Raw genomic sequence first — 17,086 nt, 5'->3', positions numbered from 1 at the left:
GCTCGCCGGAATAGTTAGCACGGGTAATGAGTTATGCTCACGACATGCCCACCGTGGAGAAGGCCGCCAGGACCGACGCCGGGCTCGCCTCCGAGCTCCGGCTCAGCGTCATGCGGCTGCGTCGCCGGCTCGCCAGTGAGCGGCACCCGGACAACGAGCTCAGCCTCAACCAGATGGCGGTGCTCGGGTGCCTCTACCGCCACGGCGGGGCGCTCACGATCGGCGAGCTCGCCGCCGCCGAGCGGGTGCAGCCCCCGTCGATGACCCGTGCCGTCAACGGCCTGGAGCGGAGCGGCGACGTGGTCCGCCGGCCGCACGAGACCGACGGCCGCCAGGTCGTGGTCGAGCTGTCCGGCACCGGCCGGGCCCGGCTGCTGGCCGACCGCGACCGCCGTACGGCGTGGCTGGCGCGGCGCCTGAGCGAGCTCACGCCCGAGGAGCGCGCGATCCTCCGCAAGGCCGCTCCCATCCTCGAGCACCTCTCCCACCAGGACTGACCCGAAGGACTGATCACCACGAGCCCCACGTTCCGCGCCCTCCGCAACCCGAACTACCGGCTGTACCTGGCCGGTAGCGCGGTCTCGAACACCGGGACCTGGATGCAGCGAGTGGCGCAGGACTGGATGGTGCTCCAGCTGCCGGGCAACAGCGGCACCGAGCTCGGGATCACCACGGGCCTGCAGTTCCTGCCGGTCCTCCTGCTGAGCCCGTACGCCGGGGTGGTGGCCGACCGGTTCCCGAAGCGCCGGCTGCTGCAGGTCACGCAGGCGACGATGGCGCTCGCCTCCCTGGCGCTCGGGCTGATCGCGGTGCTCGGTGTCGCGCAGACCTGGCACGTCTACCTGATCGCGTTCCTGTTCGGCATCGGCTCGGCCTTCGACGCGCCGGCCCGCCAGTCCTTCGTCTCCGAGATGGTCGGCCAGGAGGACCTCACCAACGCGGTCGGCCTGAACTCGGCGAGCTTCAACGCCGCGCGGATCCTCGGCCCGGCGCTCGCCGGCCTGATGATCGGCGCCCTCGGCGGGGGAGTCCGGGCGACCGGCTGGGTGATCCTGATCAACGCCGTCTCCTACGTCGCGGTCATCGCCCAGCTCGAGCGGATGAACACCACGCTGCTCAACACCCCGGAGCTGCGCGCCCGCACGCCGGGGATGCTCCTCGAGGGCGTCCGCTACATCCGCAGCCAGCCCAAGATGATCCTGATCCTGGTGATGGTGTTCTTCGCCGGCACGTTCGGCATGAACTTCCAGATCACGTCAGCGCTGATGGCCACCGAGGTGTTCGGCAAGGGCGCCGGCGAGTTCGGCATCCTCGGCTCCGCGATGGCGGTGGGGTCACTGACCGGCGCCCTGATGGCGGCGCGCCGGGTGCGGATCCGGCTGCGGCTGCTCGTGCTGGCCGCCCTGGGGTTCGGCGTCGCCGAGATCGTCGCGGGCCTGCTCCCGTCGTACCTCGCGTTCGCGCTGTTCAGCCCGGTCATCGGGTTCTGCACCCTGACCCTCCTGAACTCGGCGAACGCGACCATGCAGCTGGAGTCGGACCCCGCGCTCCGGGGCCGGGTGATGGCTCTCTACATGACGATCGTGATGGGCGGGACGCCGCTCGGCTCCCCGATCATCGGGTGGATCGGCCAGCACCTCGGGGCCCGCTGGAGCCTGTTCATCGGCGGCGCCCTGACGATCGTCGGGGTACTCTTGGCGCTCGCCGTGTACGCACGGCTCCGCGGTGGTGCCCGCAGCGTTTTGCATGCGGTTGAGCCCGCGGGTAGTCTTTTTCCTCGTGTCTGGGACAACCAGGCCGTTGCGCGTGCCCGGAGGCAGTCGGGGGAACAGGCCCTCGGCTCCGGCACGGACATCCCCCTCGACGAGACCGTGAGCAGCGGTTCGCGCTGAGAACCGGGGGTGGGCGACACGCCCGACCTCGGGGGTGAGCAACGCGGGTTGGGATGCACCACCCGGACACACAGCAGGACACCGTGCGGGCAGAGCGTTCGTACTGAGAGCAGAAACGAAGGGGAACCACCAGGTGCCCACCATTCAGCAGCTGGTCCGCAAGGGCCGCCAGGACAAGGTGTCGAAGAACAAGACGCCTGCCCTGAAGGGATCGCCGCAGCGCCGAGGCGTCTGCACCCGCGTCTACACCACCACCCCGAAGAAGCCGAACTCCGCCCTCCGGAAGGTCGCCCGCGTGCGCCTCTCCAGCGGCGTCGAGGTCACCGCGTACATCCCGGGTGTCGGTCACAACCTCCAGGAGCACTCGATCGTGCTCGTCCGCGGCGGCCGGGTGAAGGACCTCCCCGGTGTCCGCTACAAGATCATCCGCGGCACGCTCGACACCCAGGGCGTGAAGAACCGCAAGCAGGCTCGCAGCCGCTACGGCGCCAAGAAGGAGAAGAGCTGATATGCCGCGCAAGGGTCCCGCTCCCAAGCGGCCGATCGACGTCGACCCGGTCTACGGGTCGCAGCTGGTCACCCAGCTCGTCTCCAAGGTGCTGCAGGACGGCAAGAAGCAGGTCGCGCAGCGCATCGTCTACACCGCCCTCGAGGGCTGCCGCGAGAAGACCGGCACCGACCCGGTCGTCACGCTCAAGCGCGCGCTCGACAACGTGAAGCCGGCCATCGAGGTCAAGTCCCGCCGCGTCGGTGGCGCGACCTACCAGGTGCCGATCGAGGTCAAGGGCGGCCGCGGTACGACGCTGGCGCTCCGCTGGCTGGTCGGCTACGCCCAGGACCGTCGCGAGAAGACGATGTCCGAGCGCCTCATGAACGAGATCCTCGACGCCTCCAACGGCCTCGGTGCCGCGGTGAAGAAGCGCGAGGACACCCACAAGATGGCCGAGTCGAACAAGGCCTTCGCGCACTACCGCTGGTGACCACGGGCGCGGGCGACGCACCCACGAGGGACGTCGCCTGCGCTCCACCCGGAAATCCGAAATCTTTCTAAGGAACGCTGACAACAGTGGCTGTCGACATCACCACGGACCTCAACAAGGTCCGCAACATCGGCATCATGGCGCACATCGACGCCGGTAAGACCACCACCACCGAGCGCATCCTCTTCTACACCGGCATCACCTACAAGATCGGTGAGGTCCACGAGGGCGCAGCCACGATGGACTGGATGGAGCAGGAGCAGGAGCGCGGCATCACCATCACGTCCGCCGCGACGACCTGCTGGTGGAAGAACCACCAGATCAACATCATCGACACCCCCGGTCACGTGGACTTCACCGCCGAGGTCGAGCGCTCGCTGCGCGTCCTCGACGGCGCGGTCGCCGTCTTCGACGGCGTGGCCGGCGTCGAGCCGCAGACGATGACCGTGTGGCGCCAGGCGAACAAGTACTCCGTGCCGCGGATGTGCTTCGTGAACAAGCTGGACCGCACCGGTGCGGACTTCTTCCGCTGCGTCGACATGATGGTCGAGCGCCTCAACTCCACCCCGCTGGTGCTCCAGCTGCCGATCGGCGCCGAGTCCGACTTCCTCGGTGTCGTCGACCTGGTCGGCATGCGCGCGCTCACCTGGCGCGGCGAGACCAAGATGGGCGAGGACTACGAGGTCGAGGAGATCCCGGCCGAGCTCGCCGAGCAGGCCGCCGAGTACCGCGAGAAGCTGCTCGAGACCCTCTCCGAGGCCGACGACGCCATCATGGAGAAGTACCTCGAGGGTGAGGACCTCACCGTCGAGGAGCTCGAGGAGGCGATCCGTCGCGCGACCCTGGCCGACAAGCTGAACCCGGTCCTGTGCGGCACGGCGTTCAAGAACAAGGGCGTCCAGCCCCTGCTCGACGCGGTCGTGAAGTACCTGCCGTCGCCGCTCGACATCGACGCCATCATCGGCCACAAGCCGGGCGACGAGGAGACCCCGATCACCCGCAAGCCGTCCGACGACGAGCCGTTCGCCGGCCTGGCCTACAAGATCGCCTCCGACCCGCACCTCGGCAAGCTGATCTACGTCCGCGTCTACTCGGGCAAGCTCGAGGCCGGCTCGACCGTGGTGAACTCGGTCAACGGCCGCAAGGAGCGGATCGGCAAGGTCTACCAGATGCACGCGAACAAGCGTGAGGAGATCGCGTCGGTCGGCGCCGGCCAGATCGTGGCCGTCATGGGCCTGAAGGACACCAAGACCGGCCACACGCTCTGCGACCCGCAGAACCAGGTCGTGCTCGAGTCGATGACGTTCCCGGCCCCGGTGATCGAGGTCGCGATCGAGCCCAAGACGAAGAGCGACCAGGAGAAGCTGGGCACCGCGATCCAGCGCCTCTCCGACGAGGACCCGACCTTCACGGTCAAGTCCGACGAGGAGACCGGCCAGACGATCATCGCCGGCATGGGCGAGCTCCACCTGGAGATCCTCGTCGACCGCATGAAGCGTGAGTTCCGCGTCGAGGCGACCGTCGGCAAGCCGCAGGTGGCGTACCGCGAGACCATCCGCCGCAAGGTGGAGAACCACAGCTACACCCACAAGAAGCAGACCGGTGGTTCGGGTCAGTTCGCGAAGGTCGTCATCTCGATCGAGCCGAACATCGACCCCGAGACCGGCACCGGCGCGGGCTACGAGTTCGTGAACAACGTGACCGGTGGTCGCGTGCCGCGCGAGTACATCCCGTCGGTCGACCAGGGTGCCCAGGAGGCCATGGAGTTCGGCGTCCTCGCCGGCTACCCGATGGTCGACGTGAAGGTCTCGCTCGAGGACGGCGCCTACCACGACGTCGACTCGTCCGAGCTCGCCTTCAAGATCGCCGGCAACCAGGCCTTCAAGGAGGCCGCCCGCCAGGCGAAGCCCGTGCTGCTCGAGCCGATGTTCGCCGTGGAGGTGACCACGCCGGAGAACTTCCTCGGCACGGTCATCGGCGACATCAACAGCCGGCGCGGTCAGATCCAGGCGCAGGAGGAGCGTCACGGTGACATGGTCATCAACGCCCTCGTGCCGCTGTCCGAGATGTTCGGGTACGTTGGCGACCTGAGGTCCAAGACCTCCGGCCAGGCTTCGTACTCGATGGAGTTCGACTCGTACGCCGAGGTTCCCACGAACATCGCCGACGAGATCATCAAGAAGGTCCGCGGCGAGTAACTCTCGCAAGGATCCTCAGCACCACCACCCAGTACGAGTCAAGCAACAAACAACACCAGGAGGAGCCCACCGTGGCTAAGGCGAAGTTCGAGCGGACCAAGCCGCACGTCAACATCGGCACGATCGGTCACATCGACCACGGCAAGACGACCCTGACTGCCGCGATCACGAAGGTCCTGCACGACAAGTACCCGGACCTGAACCCGTTCACCCCGTTCGACGAGATCGACAAGGCTCCGGAGGAGCGCCAGCGCGGCATCACCATCTCCATCGCGCACGTCGAGTACCAGACCGAGGCGCGTCACTACGCGCACGTCGACTGCCCGGGTCACGCCGACTACATCAAGAACATGATCACCGGCGCGGCTCAGATGGACGGCGCGATCCTCGTGGTCGCCGCGACCGACGGCCCGATGCCGCAGACCCGCGAGCACGTGCTGCTCGCCCGCCAGGTCGGCGTGCCGGCGCTGGTCGTCGCGCTGAACAAGTGCGACATGGTCGACGACGAGGAGCTCATCGAGCTCGTCGAGATGGAGGTGCGTGAGCTCCTCTCCGAGTACGAGTTCCCGGGCGACGACATCCCGGTCGTGCGCGTGGCGGCCTTCCCGGCCCTCAACGGCGACGCCAAGTGGGGCGAGTCGGTCCTCGAGCTCATGCAGGCCGTGGACGACTACATCCCGACCCCGGAGCGCGACACCGAGAAGCCGTTCCTCATGCCCGTCGAGGACGTCTTCACGATCACCGGTCGTGGCACCGTCGTCACCGGTCGTATCGAGCGCGGCATCATCAAGGTGAACGAGGAGATCGAGATCCTCGGTATCCGCGAGACCTCGGCCAAGACCACCGTCACCGGTGTCGAGATGTTCCGCAAGCTGCTCGACGAGGGCCAGGCCGGTGAGAACGTCGGTCTGCTGCTCCGTGGCACGAAGCGCGAGGACGTCGAGCGCGGCATGGTTCTGGCCAAGCCGGGCACCACGACCCCGCACACCAACTTCGAGGCCTCGGTCTACATCCTCTCGAAGGAGGAGGGCGGCCGTCACACGCCGTTCTTCAACAACTACCGTCCGCAGTTCTACTTCCGGACCACGGACGTGACCGGTGTCGTGACCCTGCCCGAGGGCACCGAGATGGTCATGCCGGGTGACAACACCGAGATGTCGGTCGAGCTCATCCAGCCCATCGCCATGGACGAGGGCCTGCGCTTCGCGATCCGCGAGGGCGGCCGCACCGTCGGCGCCGGCCGGGTCACCAAGATCACGAAGTGATCGCCTGATCCAAACGAGGAGCCCCCAAGCCGTCAGGCTTGGGGGCTCCTTGCTTCTGATCAGGCATCCTGCGTGTCTTCGAGCCGAGTCGGCGCTAGTGCCGGTGTGGGGGGTGCCGAGTCGGCGCTAGTGCCGGTGTGGGGGGTGCCGAGTCGGCGCTAGTGCCGGTGTGGGGGTTGTCCGACCTGCAGTGGCGCCGACTCGGGGGTTCTCGGACCTGCAGTAGCGCCGACTCGGCGGTGTTCCGGCCTGCAGTAGCTCCGACTCGGCGGTGCTCCGGCCTGCAGTGGCGCCGACTCGGCACGACGCGCGCGTCACTCCAGCGGCCAGGAGACGACGGTGCGCATCTGCTCGGGCGGGACGTCCGGCCCGGCGAGGTACTCCTCCCACATCGCCGACTCGTCGATCTTGCGGTCACGCGCCTCGGCCTCGACGTGCAGCGCCTCGTACGTCGCCGGGACCTGCTCGTAGGGGCCGACGTGCTCGGTGGTGATCACCTCGCGCGACGGCAGCCGAAAGGGGACCACGGTGCCGTCACCCTCGATCGGCCCGCTCACCGGGAACCCGGCCGCGACCGACATGCCGTCGGGCCGGATCTCGTAGTAGGCCATCGCCGGCCCTGCCGGCCGGACGCCGGTCCGCGCGAGATGGCCGGCGACGGTGCCGAAGGCCCGGCCCATCAGCTCGCCCATCGTCGACAGGTCCGCCTCGAACCGGGTCACCGCCAGGTGCCGGCCCTGCTCCGCCACGATCCGCACGCTCATCACGTCTCCTCTCCCAGCTGTCGACGCTAGGTCGCGCAGCGGTGGGGGAGCAGGGACCAACGGCGAGGTGCTGCCGGGAACTAGTGCCCGGTCAGCGCCGCGACCGCGTCGCCGAAGACCTCGGTGTGCCGGTCCACGTCCGCCTCGGTGTGGTGCGGGCTGAACAGCGCCATGTTGTGGAACGGCGTCAGGAGCACGCCGCGGTTGAGGCACCACAGGTGCAGGAAGCCCTCGAGGTCCTCGTCCACGGCCGCCGCCGCGGCGGCGCCGTCGCGCGGGGGCGGGCAGAACCAGTACTCCGCCCGGCAGCCGAGCCGCTGGACGTGCCAGTCCAGGCCGTGCTCGGCGATGACGCCGGCGACGCCGGCGGTGAACCGCTCGGCGAGGGGTACGGCGACCGCGAAGTCCTCGTCGCGCAGGCAGGACGACAGCGTCGCCCGGATCGCGGCCAGTGCCAGCGCGTTGCCGGTGAGCGTGCCGCCGACGCCGGCGACGTCGATCTCATGCCCCAGCATCGGGCCGGACAGCCGGTCCGCGACCTCGGCGGTCATGCCGTACGCCGCGCACGGGATGCCGCCGCCGATCGGCTTGCCGACGACCACGAGGTCCGGGTCGAGGCCCCAGGCGGCGGTCGCGCCGCCGGGGCCCGCGCACAGCGTGTGCGTCTCGTCGTTGACGAGCAGCACGCCGTGGCGACGGGTGATCTCGCGGACCGCCTCGAGGTAGCCGGGCTCGGGCAGCACGATGCCGATGTTGGTCAGCGCGGGCTCCATCAGCAGGCAGGCGACGTCGCCCTCGGCGAGTCGGCGGTCCAGCGCCTCGGCGTCGTTGAACGGCACCACCGCGGTGGTCTCCGCGACCGGCACCTGCGGCCCGAGCGCGCCGGGCCGGGCGACCACCCGGTCGCCGTCGAGGACGGCCAGCGTCTCGTCGACGGTGCCGTGGTAGCACCAGTCCATGACCGCGACCCGCGGCCGGCCGGTGAGGTGCCGGGCGAAGCGCAGCACGAACCGGTTCGCGTCGGTCGCCGACATCGCCAGCTGCCACGACGGCAGGCCGAACCGCCGCGCCAGCTCCTCGCCGACCCAGACCGCGTCGGCGGAGGGGAGCATCGTGGTGATCCCGCGGCTCGCCCGCCCGGCGATCGCGTCGGTGACCTGCGGCAGCGCGTGGCCGGTCATGGCGCCGGTGTCGCCGAGGCACAGGTCGACGTACTCCACGCCGTCGACGTCGGTGAGCCGCGCGCCGGACGCGGAGTCGAAGAACAGCGGGAACCGGCCCGGCCACCGGGTCATCCAGGGCATCGGGACACCGGCGAGCAGCGGGCCGCGCGCCTGCTCGGCGAGGGCGGCGGAGCTCGGGTGCAGCCGGGCGAAACGGTCCTCCTCGGCGGCGCGGAGGGAGGCGAGGCGGTCACGGTCGATCATGGGAGGGAAGATAGCGGCGACAACCGGTGCCGCGCCCGAAGCGTGGCACGGTGGTGAGCGAGTTCCTGGCCTGGCTGCTGGTGGTGCTGCTCCAGGCCCTGCCGCCGACGGTCCCGCCGACGGTCCCGGCGGCGGTGCCGTCGCTGGAGGGCCGGCCCGCCGCGGAGGCCCGGGCCACCCTGCGTGACGCGGGCCTGCGGGTCGACGTACGGCAGGTCCGGGGGACTGCGTGCCGTCCTCGCGGGATCGTGCTCGACCAGCGTCCGCGAGCCGGGGTCGAGCGCCCGGTGGGCGCCCGGGTGGTGATCGAGGTGAACGGCGGAGGGCGCGGCCGCTGCGGGCCGGACCCGCACCCCTCCTGGCTGTCCCGTGTCGCCGACCTGTTCGTGGCCTTCGCCCGCGGCGCACGCGACGGTCCCCCGGCCGAGCCGCCGGTGACGCTCTACCTCGGCGGGCAGCGGCAGCGGGTGCTCGAGGGCGGCGAGCTGGCGGACCGGGCCCGGTGGCGGCTCTGCCCGGCGGCGGGGACCTACGCCGCCCGGACGTGCCCGTTCTCGGCGATCGATCTCCTCGGCCGCTACGCCGGCCCGCTGGCGTACACGTCGGTGCCGCCGCGGCATCCGTGCGTGGACGCGACGCCGTTGCCGGGCGGTCCGCGCCGCATCACCATCACCCCGGCCGAGCCGCAGGACTGCGTCGGCTACTGGGCCGTGCAGCTCCAGGTCGACGACGACGCCCGGGTCGTGGCGGTGAACCTCGTGTGGGCGGAGCCGTGACCGCGGGAGAGGATGGAGCCATGGCCGACGACCGCGTGCGACCGGCGCGCCCGCACCACAAGCTGACCGACGACGGCCGACGGATGCGCGAGGTCCTCACCTACTCGCGGAGGGGCAGCCGGTTCACGCCGCGCCAGGCCGAGGCGTGGGAGGCGTACGCCGAGAAGTGGTGGCTGCCCGACGACGTCGTGGACGAGCCGGGCTTCACGCTGGCCGGGATGTTCGGCCGGACGGCGCCGCTGGTCGTCGAGATCGGCTCCGGCATCGGCGAGTCCACGGTCGCGCTCGCCGCCGCGCGGCCGGACCACGACGTCGTCGCGTTCGAGGTGTGGCGCCCCGGGGTCGCCGACACGCTCGCCCGGATCGGCGAGGCCGGGCTCACGAACGTCCGGATGCTCAGCGTCGACGCGGTCTGGTCGATGGAGCACGTGGTCGCGCCGGAGAGCCTGGCGGCGCTCTGGACGTTCTTCCCCGACCCCTGGCACAAGAAGCGGCACCACAAGCGGCGCCTGGTCACCCCCGCGTTCGCGCGCCTCGCCGCGACCCGGCTCGCGCCCGGCGCCGAGTGGCGACTGGCCACCGACTGGGCCGACTATGCCGAGCAGATGGTCGAGGTCCTCGACGCGGAGCCGGAGCTCGAGGGCGGCGTCACCGAGCGCTGGGCCGAGCGGCCGCTGACCAGGTTCGAGCGCAAGGGCCTCGCCGCCGGGCGGGAGATCACCGACCTGCGCTACCAGCGGGTGGCGCGGTAGTACGCCGGACCACGAGCCGGGTCGGCAGGACGACCTGCTCCGGCACCCAGTGCTCGCCCTCCAGCGCCGTGAGCACCTGCTGGGCCGCGACCCGGCCCTGCTCGTGCACCGGCTGCGCCACCGTGGTCAGGTCGAAGATCTCGGCCATCTCGTGGTCGTCGATGCCGATCACCGAGAGGTCCTCCGGCACCCCGACCCCGAGCTCGCGGGCGGTGCGCAGCACGCCGATCGCCATCTCGTCCGAGGCGGCGAAGATCGCCGTCGGCCGGTCCTCGCGGTCGAGCAGCGCCTGGGCGGCGCGGGAGCCCCCGGCGACGCTGAACTCGCCGTCGGCCTCCAGTGTCGGGTCGTGGGGCAGCCCCGCCTCGGCCAGCGCCGAGCGGAAGCCGGCCAGCCGGGCGGCCGGTGCGGTGAAGTCGAGCACGCCCTCGGTCGCCCCGCCGACGTACGCGATCCGGCGGTGTCCGAGCCCGGCCAGGTGCCGCACCGCGCAGCGCGCCGCCTGCTCGTCGTCGATGCGCACCGTGGCCCAGCCCGGCACGTCGGCGCCCACGATCGTGACCGGCCGGCCGAGCTTCTGCAGGCGGGCCAGCTCGTCGAGGCTGGGCTTCAGGCTGAGCACCAGGACGGCGTCCACGCGCTTGGTGAGCAGGCTGGTCTCGAACACCCGGTGCCGGGCGGACTCGTCCCCGGCGAGGTTGTAGAGCAACAGGTCGTAGCCGCGTTCGCGCAGCACCTCCTCGGCGCCCTGGACCACCGCCGCGAAGAACCACCGGGTCACCCACGGCACGATGACCGCGACCGTCCGGGTCTGGCCGCTGGCGAGCCCCGCCGCGCTCGGCGACGGCACGTACCCCAGGCGCCGGGCGGTCTCCATCACCCGCGACCGGGTCTCGTCGGAGACGCCCGGCAGGCCGCGGAGCGCGCGCGAGACCGTCGCGGTCGACATCTCGACCTCGCGGGCCACGTCCTTGATCCCGGTCATGATGGGAGCGCTCCCAATTCCGGTGTCCGGCAACTAGGGTGGGACGCATGACCGAGCACCTGCCCGACGGATCCCGCCTCTCCTACGGCGTCGCGACGGCGGCGTACCAGATCGAGGGAGCCTCGACCGAGGACGGGCGCGGGCCCTCCATCTGGGACACCTTCGCCGCCCGCCCGGGCGCCACCCGCGACGGCCGGGACGGGTCGGTCGCCTGCGACAGCTACCACCGGTACCCCGAGGACCTCGACCTGGTCGCCGGGGCCGGTGTGCAGTGGTACCGCTTCTCGGTCGCCTGGCCGCGGATCGTCCCCGCGGGCACCGGCCGGGTCGAGCCGCGCGGGCTCGACTACTACGACCGCTTGGTGGACGCGGCGCTCGCCCGCGGCATCAGCCCGACCGCCACGCTCTACCACTGGGACCTCCCGCAGGCGCTCGAGGACCGCGACGGCTGGCTGAACCGCGACACCGCCGAGGCGTTCGCCGACTACGCGGCGGTGGTCCACCACCGGCTCGGCGACCGCGTCAAGGTGTGGGCGACGCACAACGAGCCGTGGTGCGCGGCGTACCTCGGCTACTCCGCCGGCGTGCACGCACCCGGCCGCAAGGAGGGTGGCGCCGGGCATCGGGCCGCGCACCACCTCAACCTCGCCCACGGCCTCGCCGCCGCGCGGCTGCACGAGGCGGGCGTGACCGACCTGGGCATCGTCCACAACCTGGCGCCGTTCTGGCCCGAGTCGCCGGAGGCCGCGCAGGCCGCCGACGAGCTGGACGCGCTGCGCAACCGGGTGTGGCTCGGCCCGCTGACCGACGGGGCGTACGACGAGGGCCTGCTGCGCGTCGCCCCCGAGCTCGCCGACGAGCGCCTGGTCCGCGACGGCGACCTCGCGCTGGTCCGCGGCTCGGCGGACTGGATCGGGGTCAACTACTACACGCCGTTCCGCCCCACGCTGGCCGACCCCACGCTGGAGCGGCACCCCGAGGTCGAGGCCTACCCCGGCGCGACGCCCGTGTCGTTCGTGGTCCGCGAGCCGCGCACCGACATCGGCTGGGAGGTCGACCCGAGCGGGCTCGAGGAGGTGCTGGTCGACACGCACCGGCGCACCGGCCTGCCGGTGCTGGTCACCGAGAACGGCGCGGCGTACCCCGACCGGACCCTGGACGACCAGGACCGGATCGGCTACCTGCGTGACCACATCGCCGCCACGGAGCGGGCGCGAGCGGCCGGTGCGGACGTGCGGGCGTACATCGTCTGGACGCTCCTGGACAACTTCGAGTGGGCGGAGGGCTACACCAAGACCTTCGGCATCGTGCACATCGACCCGTTGGACCTGACCCGGACGCCCAAGGCGTCCTACCACTGGCTGGCGGAGCACATCGAGGAGCACCTCGCGTCCGGGTCGGGTCCCACGGCGTGACCGGCTAGCCCTTGACGCTGCCGGCCAGCAGCCCACGGACGAAGTAGCGCTGCAGCGAGACGAACACGATCAGCGGCACCACCAGGGCCACGAACGCGCCCGCCGACAGCAGGAACCAGTCGGACCCGCGGGTGCCGGACAGCTCGGCGAGCCGAGCGGTCAGCGGGAACGTGTTCGGGCTTCCGAACGTGATCGCCACCAGCAGGTCGTTCCACACCCAGAGGAACTGCAGGATGGCGAACGCCGCGATCGCCGGCGCCATCAGCGGCAGCATGATCCGGGAGAAGATCTGCACGTGTCCGGCGCCGTCGACCCGGGCGGACTCGATCAGCTCGCCGGGGATCTGGCTCATGAAGTTGTGCAGCAGGTAGATCGCCAGCGGCAGCGCGAAGATCGTGTGCGACAGCCACAGCGTGTAGAAGCCCCCGCCCGGTGCGTCCGGCCCCGCCAGCGGCATCAGGTTGAGCGGCGGCTGCACGTACAGCTTGAGCAGCGGGATCAGCGTCACCTGGATCGGCACGATCTGGAGCGCGAAGATTCCGACGAACAGGAAGTCGCGACCCGGGAACTTCATCCAGACGAACGCGTACGCCGCGAGCACCGCGATGCTGATCGGCATCACCACGCACGGGATCGTGATCACCAGGGAGTTGACGAAGTACGTCGACAGGTTGGTGTCGCTGCCGTTGAGGACCTCGTCGTAGTTCGACCAGGTCACGTTCGGGTTGGTGAAGAACGTCCACCAGCCGCTGGACGTGATGTCCGACTCGGGGCGGAAGGACGTGATGAACAGGCCGAGGGTCGGGATCGTCCACACGACCGCGATCACGATCGCGGCGAGGGAGGCCCAGGGCGAGCTGAGCGCCTTGCGGGCGGTGGTGCTGACCTTCTCCGGTCCCGGGCCCTGGGCGCCCAGCCGCGCGACGTCGGGGTTCGCGGCGGTCATCGTGCCTCCAGCTTGCGCATCTGACGGACGTTGTAGATGACGATCGGCATCACCAGCAGGAAGATCACGGTGGCGATCGCGGTGGCCAGGCCCTGGTTCGCGGAGATGAAGTACTCCCGGTAGAACTGGTAGGCCAGCACGCTGGTGTCGAAGTTGCCGCCGGTCATGGTGCGGACGATGTCGAAGGCCTTCAGCGTGGTGATGCTGATCGTGGTCAGCACGACGATCAGGGACGGCCGGATGCTCGGGATCGTGATGAACCGGAACATCTTGAAGCCGCTGACGCCGTCGAGCCGCGCGGCCTCGACGATGTCGTCGGGGATCGCCTTGATCGAGGCCGAGAGGATCACCATCGCGAACCCGGTCTGGACCCAGATCAGTACGACGATCAGGAAGATCGTGTTCCACGGGTCGTTGAGCAGGAACTTGTAGGTGTCGAAGCCGAGCCCCTTCAGCAGCGCGTTGGCGATGCCGATCTGCTCCTGGCTGGAGTCCTTGTAGTCGTAGACGAACTTCCAGATGATCGAGGCGCCGACCAGGGAGATCGCCATCGGCAGGAAGATCAGGGCCTTCGCGAACTTCTCGAACCGGGACCGGTCGATGAGCACCGCGTAGACCAGGCCGATCGTCGTCGAGACGATCGGCACGAGGATCACCCAGGCCGCGGTGTTGCGCAGCACGGTCAGCTGCTCGGAGTCGGTGAAGACGGTCTTGTAGTTGTCCAGGCCGATGAAGCTGGCGCCGGTCTGGTCGAAGAACGACTGGTAGATGCTGGTCACGGCCGGGTAGAGCAGGCCGATGAGGATCAGGGCAACGGCGGGCAGCACGAACGCGGCGGCCTGCACCAGCTCGCCGCTCCTGCTCCGCAGCCGTTGGGTCACGAGGAGGATCACCGCGACGACCGCGAAGAACAGCGCGATCGCGATGAACATCTGGGCGAACTTCTCACCTGTCGACATACAGGCACTCCCGATGGCTCGGGCCGGCGAGCGGCGGCTCAACGGCTGGGTGGAACCGGATGGTGATGGTGGTACGACGGTGGCCGGGCCACGGGCGCCGAAGCGCCCGTGACCCGGCCGTGGTCACGCGTGGATCACGACGACGGCCAGGAGGCCTCGATGTTGTCGAGGGCGTCCTGGGTGCTCTCGCCGGTGATCCAGTTGGTCATCTCCTTCCAGAAGGAGCCCGCGCCGACCTCGCCCGGCATCATGTCCGAGCCGTCGAAGCGGAAGACCGCGTCCGGGTCCTGCAGGATCTCGCCGGACAGCTTGTCGATCGGGCTGGACAGGTTGTTGATGTCCAGGCCCTTGTTGGCGCTGACCCAGCCGCCGTTCGGCGTGGCCTTGGCCTTCTCGTTGGCCCACACGTCGGTCGACAGGTAGGTCTGGAAGGCCTGGACGGCGGTGTCGTCGGAGAACGCCGCGACGAACTCGCCGCCGCCGAGGACCGGGTTGCCGAACTCCGAGCCCATCGGCGGGAGGTAGAACGCGAACACGTCGCCGTTCTCGGAGACGTCGGTGCCCTCGGGCCAGTTGGCCGCGTAGAACGACGCCTGGCGGTGCATCGCGCACTTGCCGTCGAGGATCGGCAGGCCGCCGTCCTGGAACGCCGTCGTGGCGATCGAGCTGACGTCACCGATGCCGCCGTTGACGTACTTGTCGTTCTTCAGGATGTTGCCGACGTCGTCGAGCGCCGTGGCGACCTGGGGGTCGTTGAACGGGATGTCGTGGGCGACCCACTGGTCGTACACGTCCGGACCCGCCGACCGCAGCAGCACGTCCTCGAGCCAGTCGGTGGCCGGCCAGCCGGTGGCCTCGCCGGACTCGATGCCCGCGCACCACGGCTTGATGCCGGTCGCCGCGATCTTGTCGGACAGGGCGAGCATGTCGTCCCAGGTCTTCGGGATCTCCCAGCCGTTGTCGGCGAACATCTTGGGGGAGTACCAGACGAACGACTTCACGTTCGCGCCCAGCGGCGCGGCGTAGAACTTGCCGTCCACGCTGCCGTAGGACTTCCAGTCCTCGCCGAACCAGTTGTCGACGTTGTCGGCCACCTGCGAAGGCGCCTCGACGACCTTCCCGGTGGCGACGAGCGTCTGGAGCAGGCCCGGCTGGGGGACGTACGCGATGTCCGGCGGGTTGCCGGCCTGGACGCGCACCTTCAGCTGGGTCTCGAACTCCTTGGAGCCCTCGTACTTCGGCGTCGCGCCGGTGCACGTGGTGAACAGCTTCCACGAGTCGATGTGCGGCTTGTCCTCCGGCGCGACGATCGACGTGTAGACCGACACGGTCTGACCGGTCAGGTCACCGAAGTCGGCCAGCTGCTCGAGCCCCTTGCACTCGGCCTTGCCCTCGCCCGGCCAGGTGCCACTGGCGGCCTTGCCGCCGCCGCTGTCGCTGCTGGCACAGCCGACGAGCACCAGCCCCGTGCTCACGAGAGCGGCAGCTGCTGCCATCCCCCGCCGCGTGTTGCGTGATCGCATGCGTGCTTCCCTTCTGCGTTTCGGCAGGTCCGTCCTTGGGTCCGCGTGTGCCCGGAACCCGCTCTCCGTCGTAGACGATGCAAACGTTTACGCTGCGGCCCGTCAAGGACGGGCCGTAACGTTTCCGTAACGCACGTCACAATTTCGTGGGAACGCTCCCACGCCCGCGCGGACCGTGTCCAGGCCCGCCGGGTCACGAGATGGTCTCGGCGGCAGGTCTGGACCGGCCCGGCCGGCGGAGGGCGCCGGCGCTGCCGTTGTGTAGTTGTCCCGGCGTCGCAGCCGGCTCGCCCCATCGTCCGCGGCACCCTCCGGTCCGCGGCAGGGACCAACGACCACGCCGGGGACCGACCTTCGCCCCGCGGCGGTCCCGGTCAGGGCCGCAGCAGCCCCAGCTCCTCGTCCACGTACGGGTCGGCCGCCCCGATCGCGTCCAGCTCGGCCTTGAGCGCCTCCTGCTCCGCCAGCGCCTCGGCCGTGCGCCCGAGGTGGCGCAGCGCCCACGCGACCATCCAGCGCGCGACCCGGACGTCGGGCTCGGCGCCGAGCCGCCGCCGCGCGGCGAGGGCCCGTTCGAACGCGTCCAGCGCCGCCGGCCAGTCGCCCGCGTCGGCGTGCACCATGCCGATGTTGTTCAGCAGCGAGGCCTCCCAGGCCCGGGCCGCGGGATCGGAGCTCGCCCGGGCGAGCGCGAGCGCCGGTTCGGTGAGCGCCAGCTGCTGCTCCGGCGGGGCCACCAGGGCCACCATGTGGAGGGCGTCGATCCGCAGCGCGTCGCCGGTGGCGTGCTGCGCGGCGGCCTCGAAGTGCGGTCGGGCGGCGTCCGGGTCGCCGGCCGACCGCAGCAGGNNNCAGCAGCCGCCCGCGCTCCAGCGAGACGCGGGCGGCGACCTCCTCGTCGGTGACCGCGAGGTGGTCGAGCACGGCGTGGCCCTCGTCGAACCGCTCCTGGAGCCCGAGCGCCCGGGCGACCTGGGTCAGCAGCACCAGCCGCTCCGTGCCCTCCGCGAGGTCCGCCGCGGCACGGAACCGCTGCTCGGAGGCGGCCGGGTCGTCGAAGTCCCACAGGGAGCGCAGGTCGGTCACCGGCGGGATCCCAGCCGGCGCCGCAGGTCGGCCTCGCGGGCCAGGCGGGCGGCGTCGCGCTCGCGGCGGGCGGCGACGACCGCGGCGAGGAACGCCTCGGGCGGGGTGCCCGGCGGCG

Annotated in this window: 16 protein-coding genes; 9 read left to right on the top strand and 7 right to left on the bottom strand. The window is 70.6% G+C overall.

From position 1 onward, the window contains the following. Positions 1–44 precede the first annotated feature (44 nt). The 6 genes from ABD086_RS19165 to tuf all read left to right on the top strand — a co-directional run bounded on the left by ABD086_RS19165 (position 45) and on the right by tuf (position 6,335). Complete coding sequence (locus ABD086_RS19165) at positions 45–497, top strand: MarR family winged helix-turn-helix transcriptional regulator (RefSeq protein WP_343909212.1); 453 nt, start codon at positions 45–47, stop codon at positions 495–497. Between the two features lie 9 nt (positions 498–506). Next, positions 507–1,892, top strand: coding sequence for an MFS transporter (locus ABD086_RS19160; protein ID WP_343909216.1), 1,386 nt, complete (start codon positions 507–509; stop codon positions 1,890–1,892). A gap of 133 nt (positions 1,893–2,025) precedes the next feature. Next, positions 2,026–2,400: a 30S ribosomal protein S12 gene (rpsL, locus tag ABD086_RS19155; RefSeq protein ID WP_011757353.1), complete on the top strand. Its 375-nt coding sequence runs from the start codon at positions 2,026–2,028 to the stop codon at positions 2,398–2,400. A 1-nt stretch (position 2,401) separates the two neighbouring features. Beyond that, complete coding sequence (rpsG, locus tag ABD086_RS19150) at positions 2,402–2,872, top strand: 30S ribosomal protein S7 (protein ID WP_343909211.1); 471 nt, start codon at positions 2,402–2,404, stop codon at positions 2,870–2,872. An 86-nt stretch (positions 2,873–2,958) separates the two neighbouring features. Continuing rightward, the gene (fusA, locus tag ABD086_RS19145) at positions 2,959–5,070 is read left to right on the top strand and encodes an elongation factor G (RefSeq protein WP_343909210.1); all 2,112 of its coding nucleotides are present in this window, start codon (positions 2,959–2,961) and stop codon (positions 5,068–5,070) included. Positions 5,071–5,141: 71 nt separating this feature from the next. Continuing rightward, positions 5,142–6,335, top strand: coding sequence for an elongation factor Tu (gene tuf / locus ABD086_RS19140; protein WP_343909209.1), 1,194 nt, complete (start codon positions 5,142–5,144; stop codon positions 6,333–6,335). Positions 6,336–6,649: 314 nt separating this feature from the next. On the opposite strand, the gene ABD086_RS19135 is transcribed toward tuf, so the two are convergent. Together ABD086_RS19135 and ABD086_RS19130 are read right to left on the bottom strand one after the other, a co-directional pair. Next, positions 6,650–7,099, bottom strand: coding sequence for a GyrI-like domain-containing protein (locus tag ABD086_RS19135; protein WP_343909208.1), 450 nt, complete (start codon positions 7,097–7,099; stop codon positions 6,650–6,652). An 80-nt stretch (positions 7,100–7,179) separates the two neighbouring features. Further along, positions 7,180–8,526: an aspartate aminotransferase family protein gene (locus ABD086_RS19130; RefSeq protein ID WP_343909207.1), complete on the bottom strand. Its 1,347-nt coding sequence runs from the start codon at positions 8,524–8,526 to the stop codon at positions 7,180–7,182. 53 nt (positions 8,527–8,579) lie between these two features. Here ABD086_RS19130 and ABD086_RS19125 point away from each other — a divergent pair, with 53 nt between their 5' ends. Then, on the top strand, positions 8,580–9,302 hold the full coding sequence (locus tag ABD086_RS19125) for a PASTA domain-containing protein (protein WP_343909206.1): 723 nt from the start codon (positions 8,580–8,582) through the stop codon (positions 9,300–9,302). Between the two features lie 20 nt (positions 9,303–9,322). Beyond that, complete coding sequence (gene trmB, locus ABD086_RS19120; protein ID WP_343909205.1) at positions 9,323–10,054, top strand: tRNA (guanosine(46)-N7)-methyltransferase TrmB; 732 nt, start codon at positions 9,323–9,325, stop codon at positions 10,052–10,054. Here trmB and ABD086_RS19115 read toward each other — a convergent pair. Further along, on the bottom strand, positions 10,020–11,039 hold the full coding sequence (locus ABD086_RS19115; RefSeq protein ID WP_343909204.1) for a LacI family DNA-binding transcriptional regulator: 1,020 nt from the start codon (positions 11,037–11,039) through the stop codon (positions 10,020–10,022). The two genes, trmB and ABD086_RS19115, sit on opposite strands and share 35 nt — an antisense overlap. A 47-nt stretch (positions 11,040–11,086) precedes the next feature. Between ABD086_RS19115 and ABD086_RS19110 the strand changes: the two genes are divergently transcribed. Then, on the top strand, positions 11,087–12,454 hold the full coding sequence (locus tag ABD086_RS19110; protein ID WP_343909203.1) for a GH1 family beta-glucosidase: 1,368 nt from the start codon (positions 11,087–11,089) through the stop codon (positions 12,452–12,454). A 4-nt stretch (positions 12,455–12,458) separates the two neighbouring features. On the opposite strand, the gene ABD086_RS19105 is transcribed toward ABD086_RS19110, so the two are convergent. From ABD086_RS19105 to ABD086_RS19090, 4 genes are all read right to left on the bottom strand, one after another. Further along, a complete protein-coding gene (locus tag ABD086_RS19105; protein ID WP_343909202.1) occupies positions 12,459–13,400 on the bottom strand; it encodes a carbohydrate ABC transporter permease in 942 nt (313 codons plus the stop codon). Then, positions 13,397–14,359 carry a carbohydrate ABC transporter permease gene (locus tag ABD086_RS19100; RefSeq protein ID WP_343909201.1) on the bottom strand — a complete coding sequence of 321 codons (963 nt, stop codon included), beginning with the start codon at positions 14,357–14,359 and terminating at the stop codon, positions 13,397–13,399. The genes ABD086_RS19105 and ABD086_RS19100 overlap by 4 nt, the downstream gene beginning before the upstream one ends. Positions 14,360–14,493: 134 nt before the next feature. Continuing rightward, positions 14,494–15,834 (bottom strand): ABC transporter substrate-binding protein, encoded by a 1,341-nt coding sequence (locus tag ABD086_RS19095; RefSeq protein WP_343909200.1) that lies wholly within the window; start codon positions 15,832–15,834, stop codon positions 14,494–14,496. Between the two features lie 422 nt (positions 15,835–16,256). After that, positions 16,257–16,631, bottom strand: a complete 375-nt coding sequence (locus ABD086_RS19090) for a tetratricopeptide repeat protein (RefSeq protein ID WP_343909199.1) — start codon at positions 16,629–16,631, stop codon at positions 16,257–16,259. Between the last annotated feature and the right edge of the window lie 455 nt (positions 16,632–17,086).

Origin of the sequence: Nocardioides aquiterrae (genome assembly GCF_039526625.1) — a bacterium.
In the GTDB taxonomy this organism is placed as follows: domain Bacteria; phylum Actinomycetota; class Actinomycetes; order Propionibacteriales; family Nocardioidaceae; genus Nocardioides; species Nocardioides aquiterrae.
Note: the sequence above shows the minus strand (reverse complement) of the source record. Positions and strands in the feature narration are given on the sequence as shown.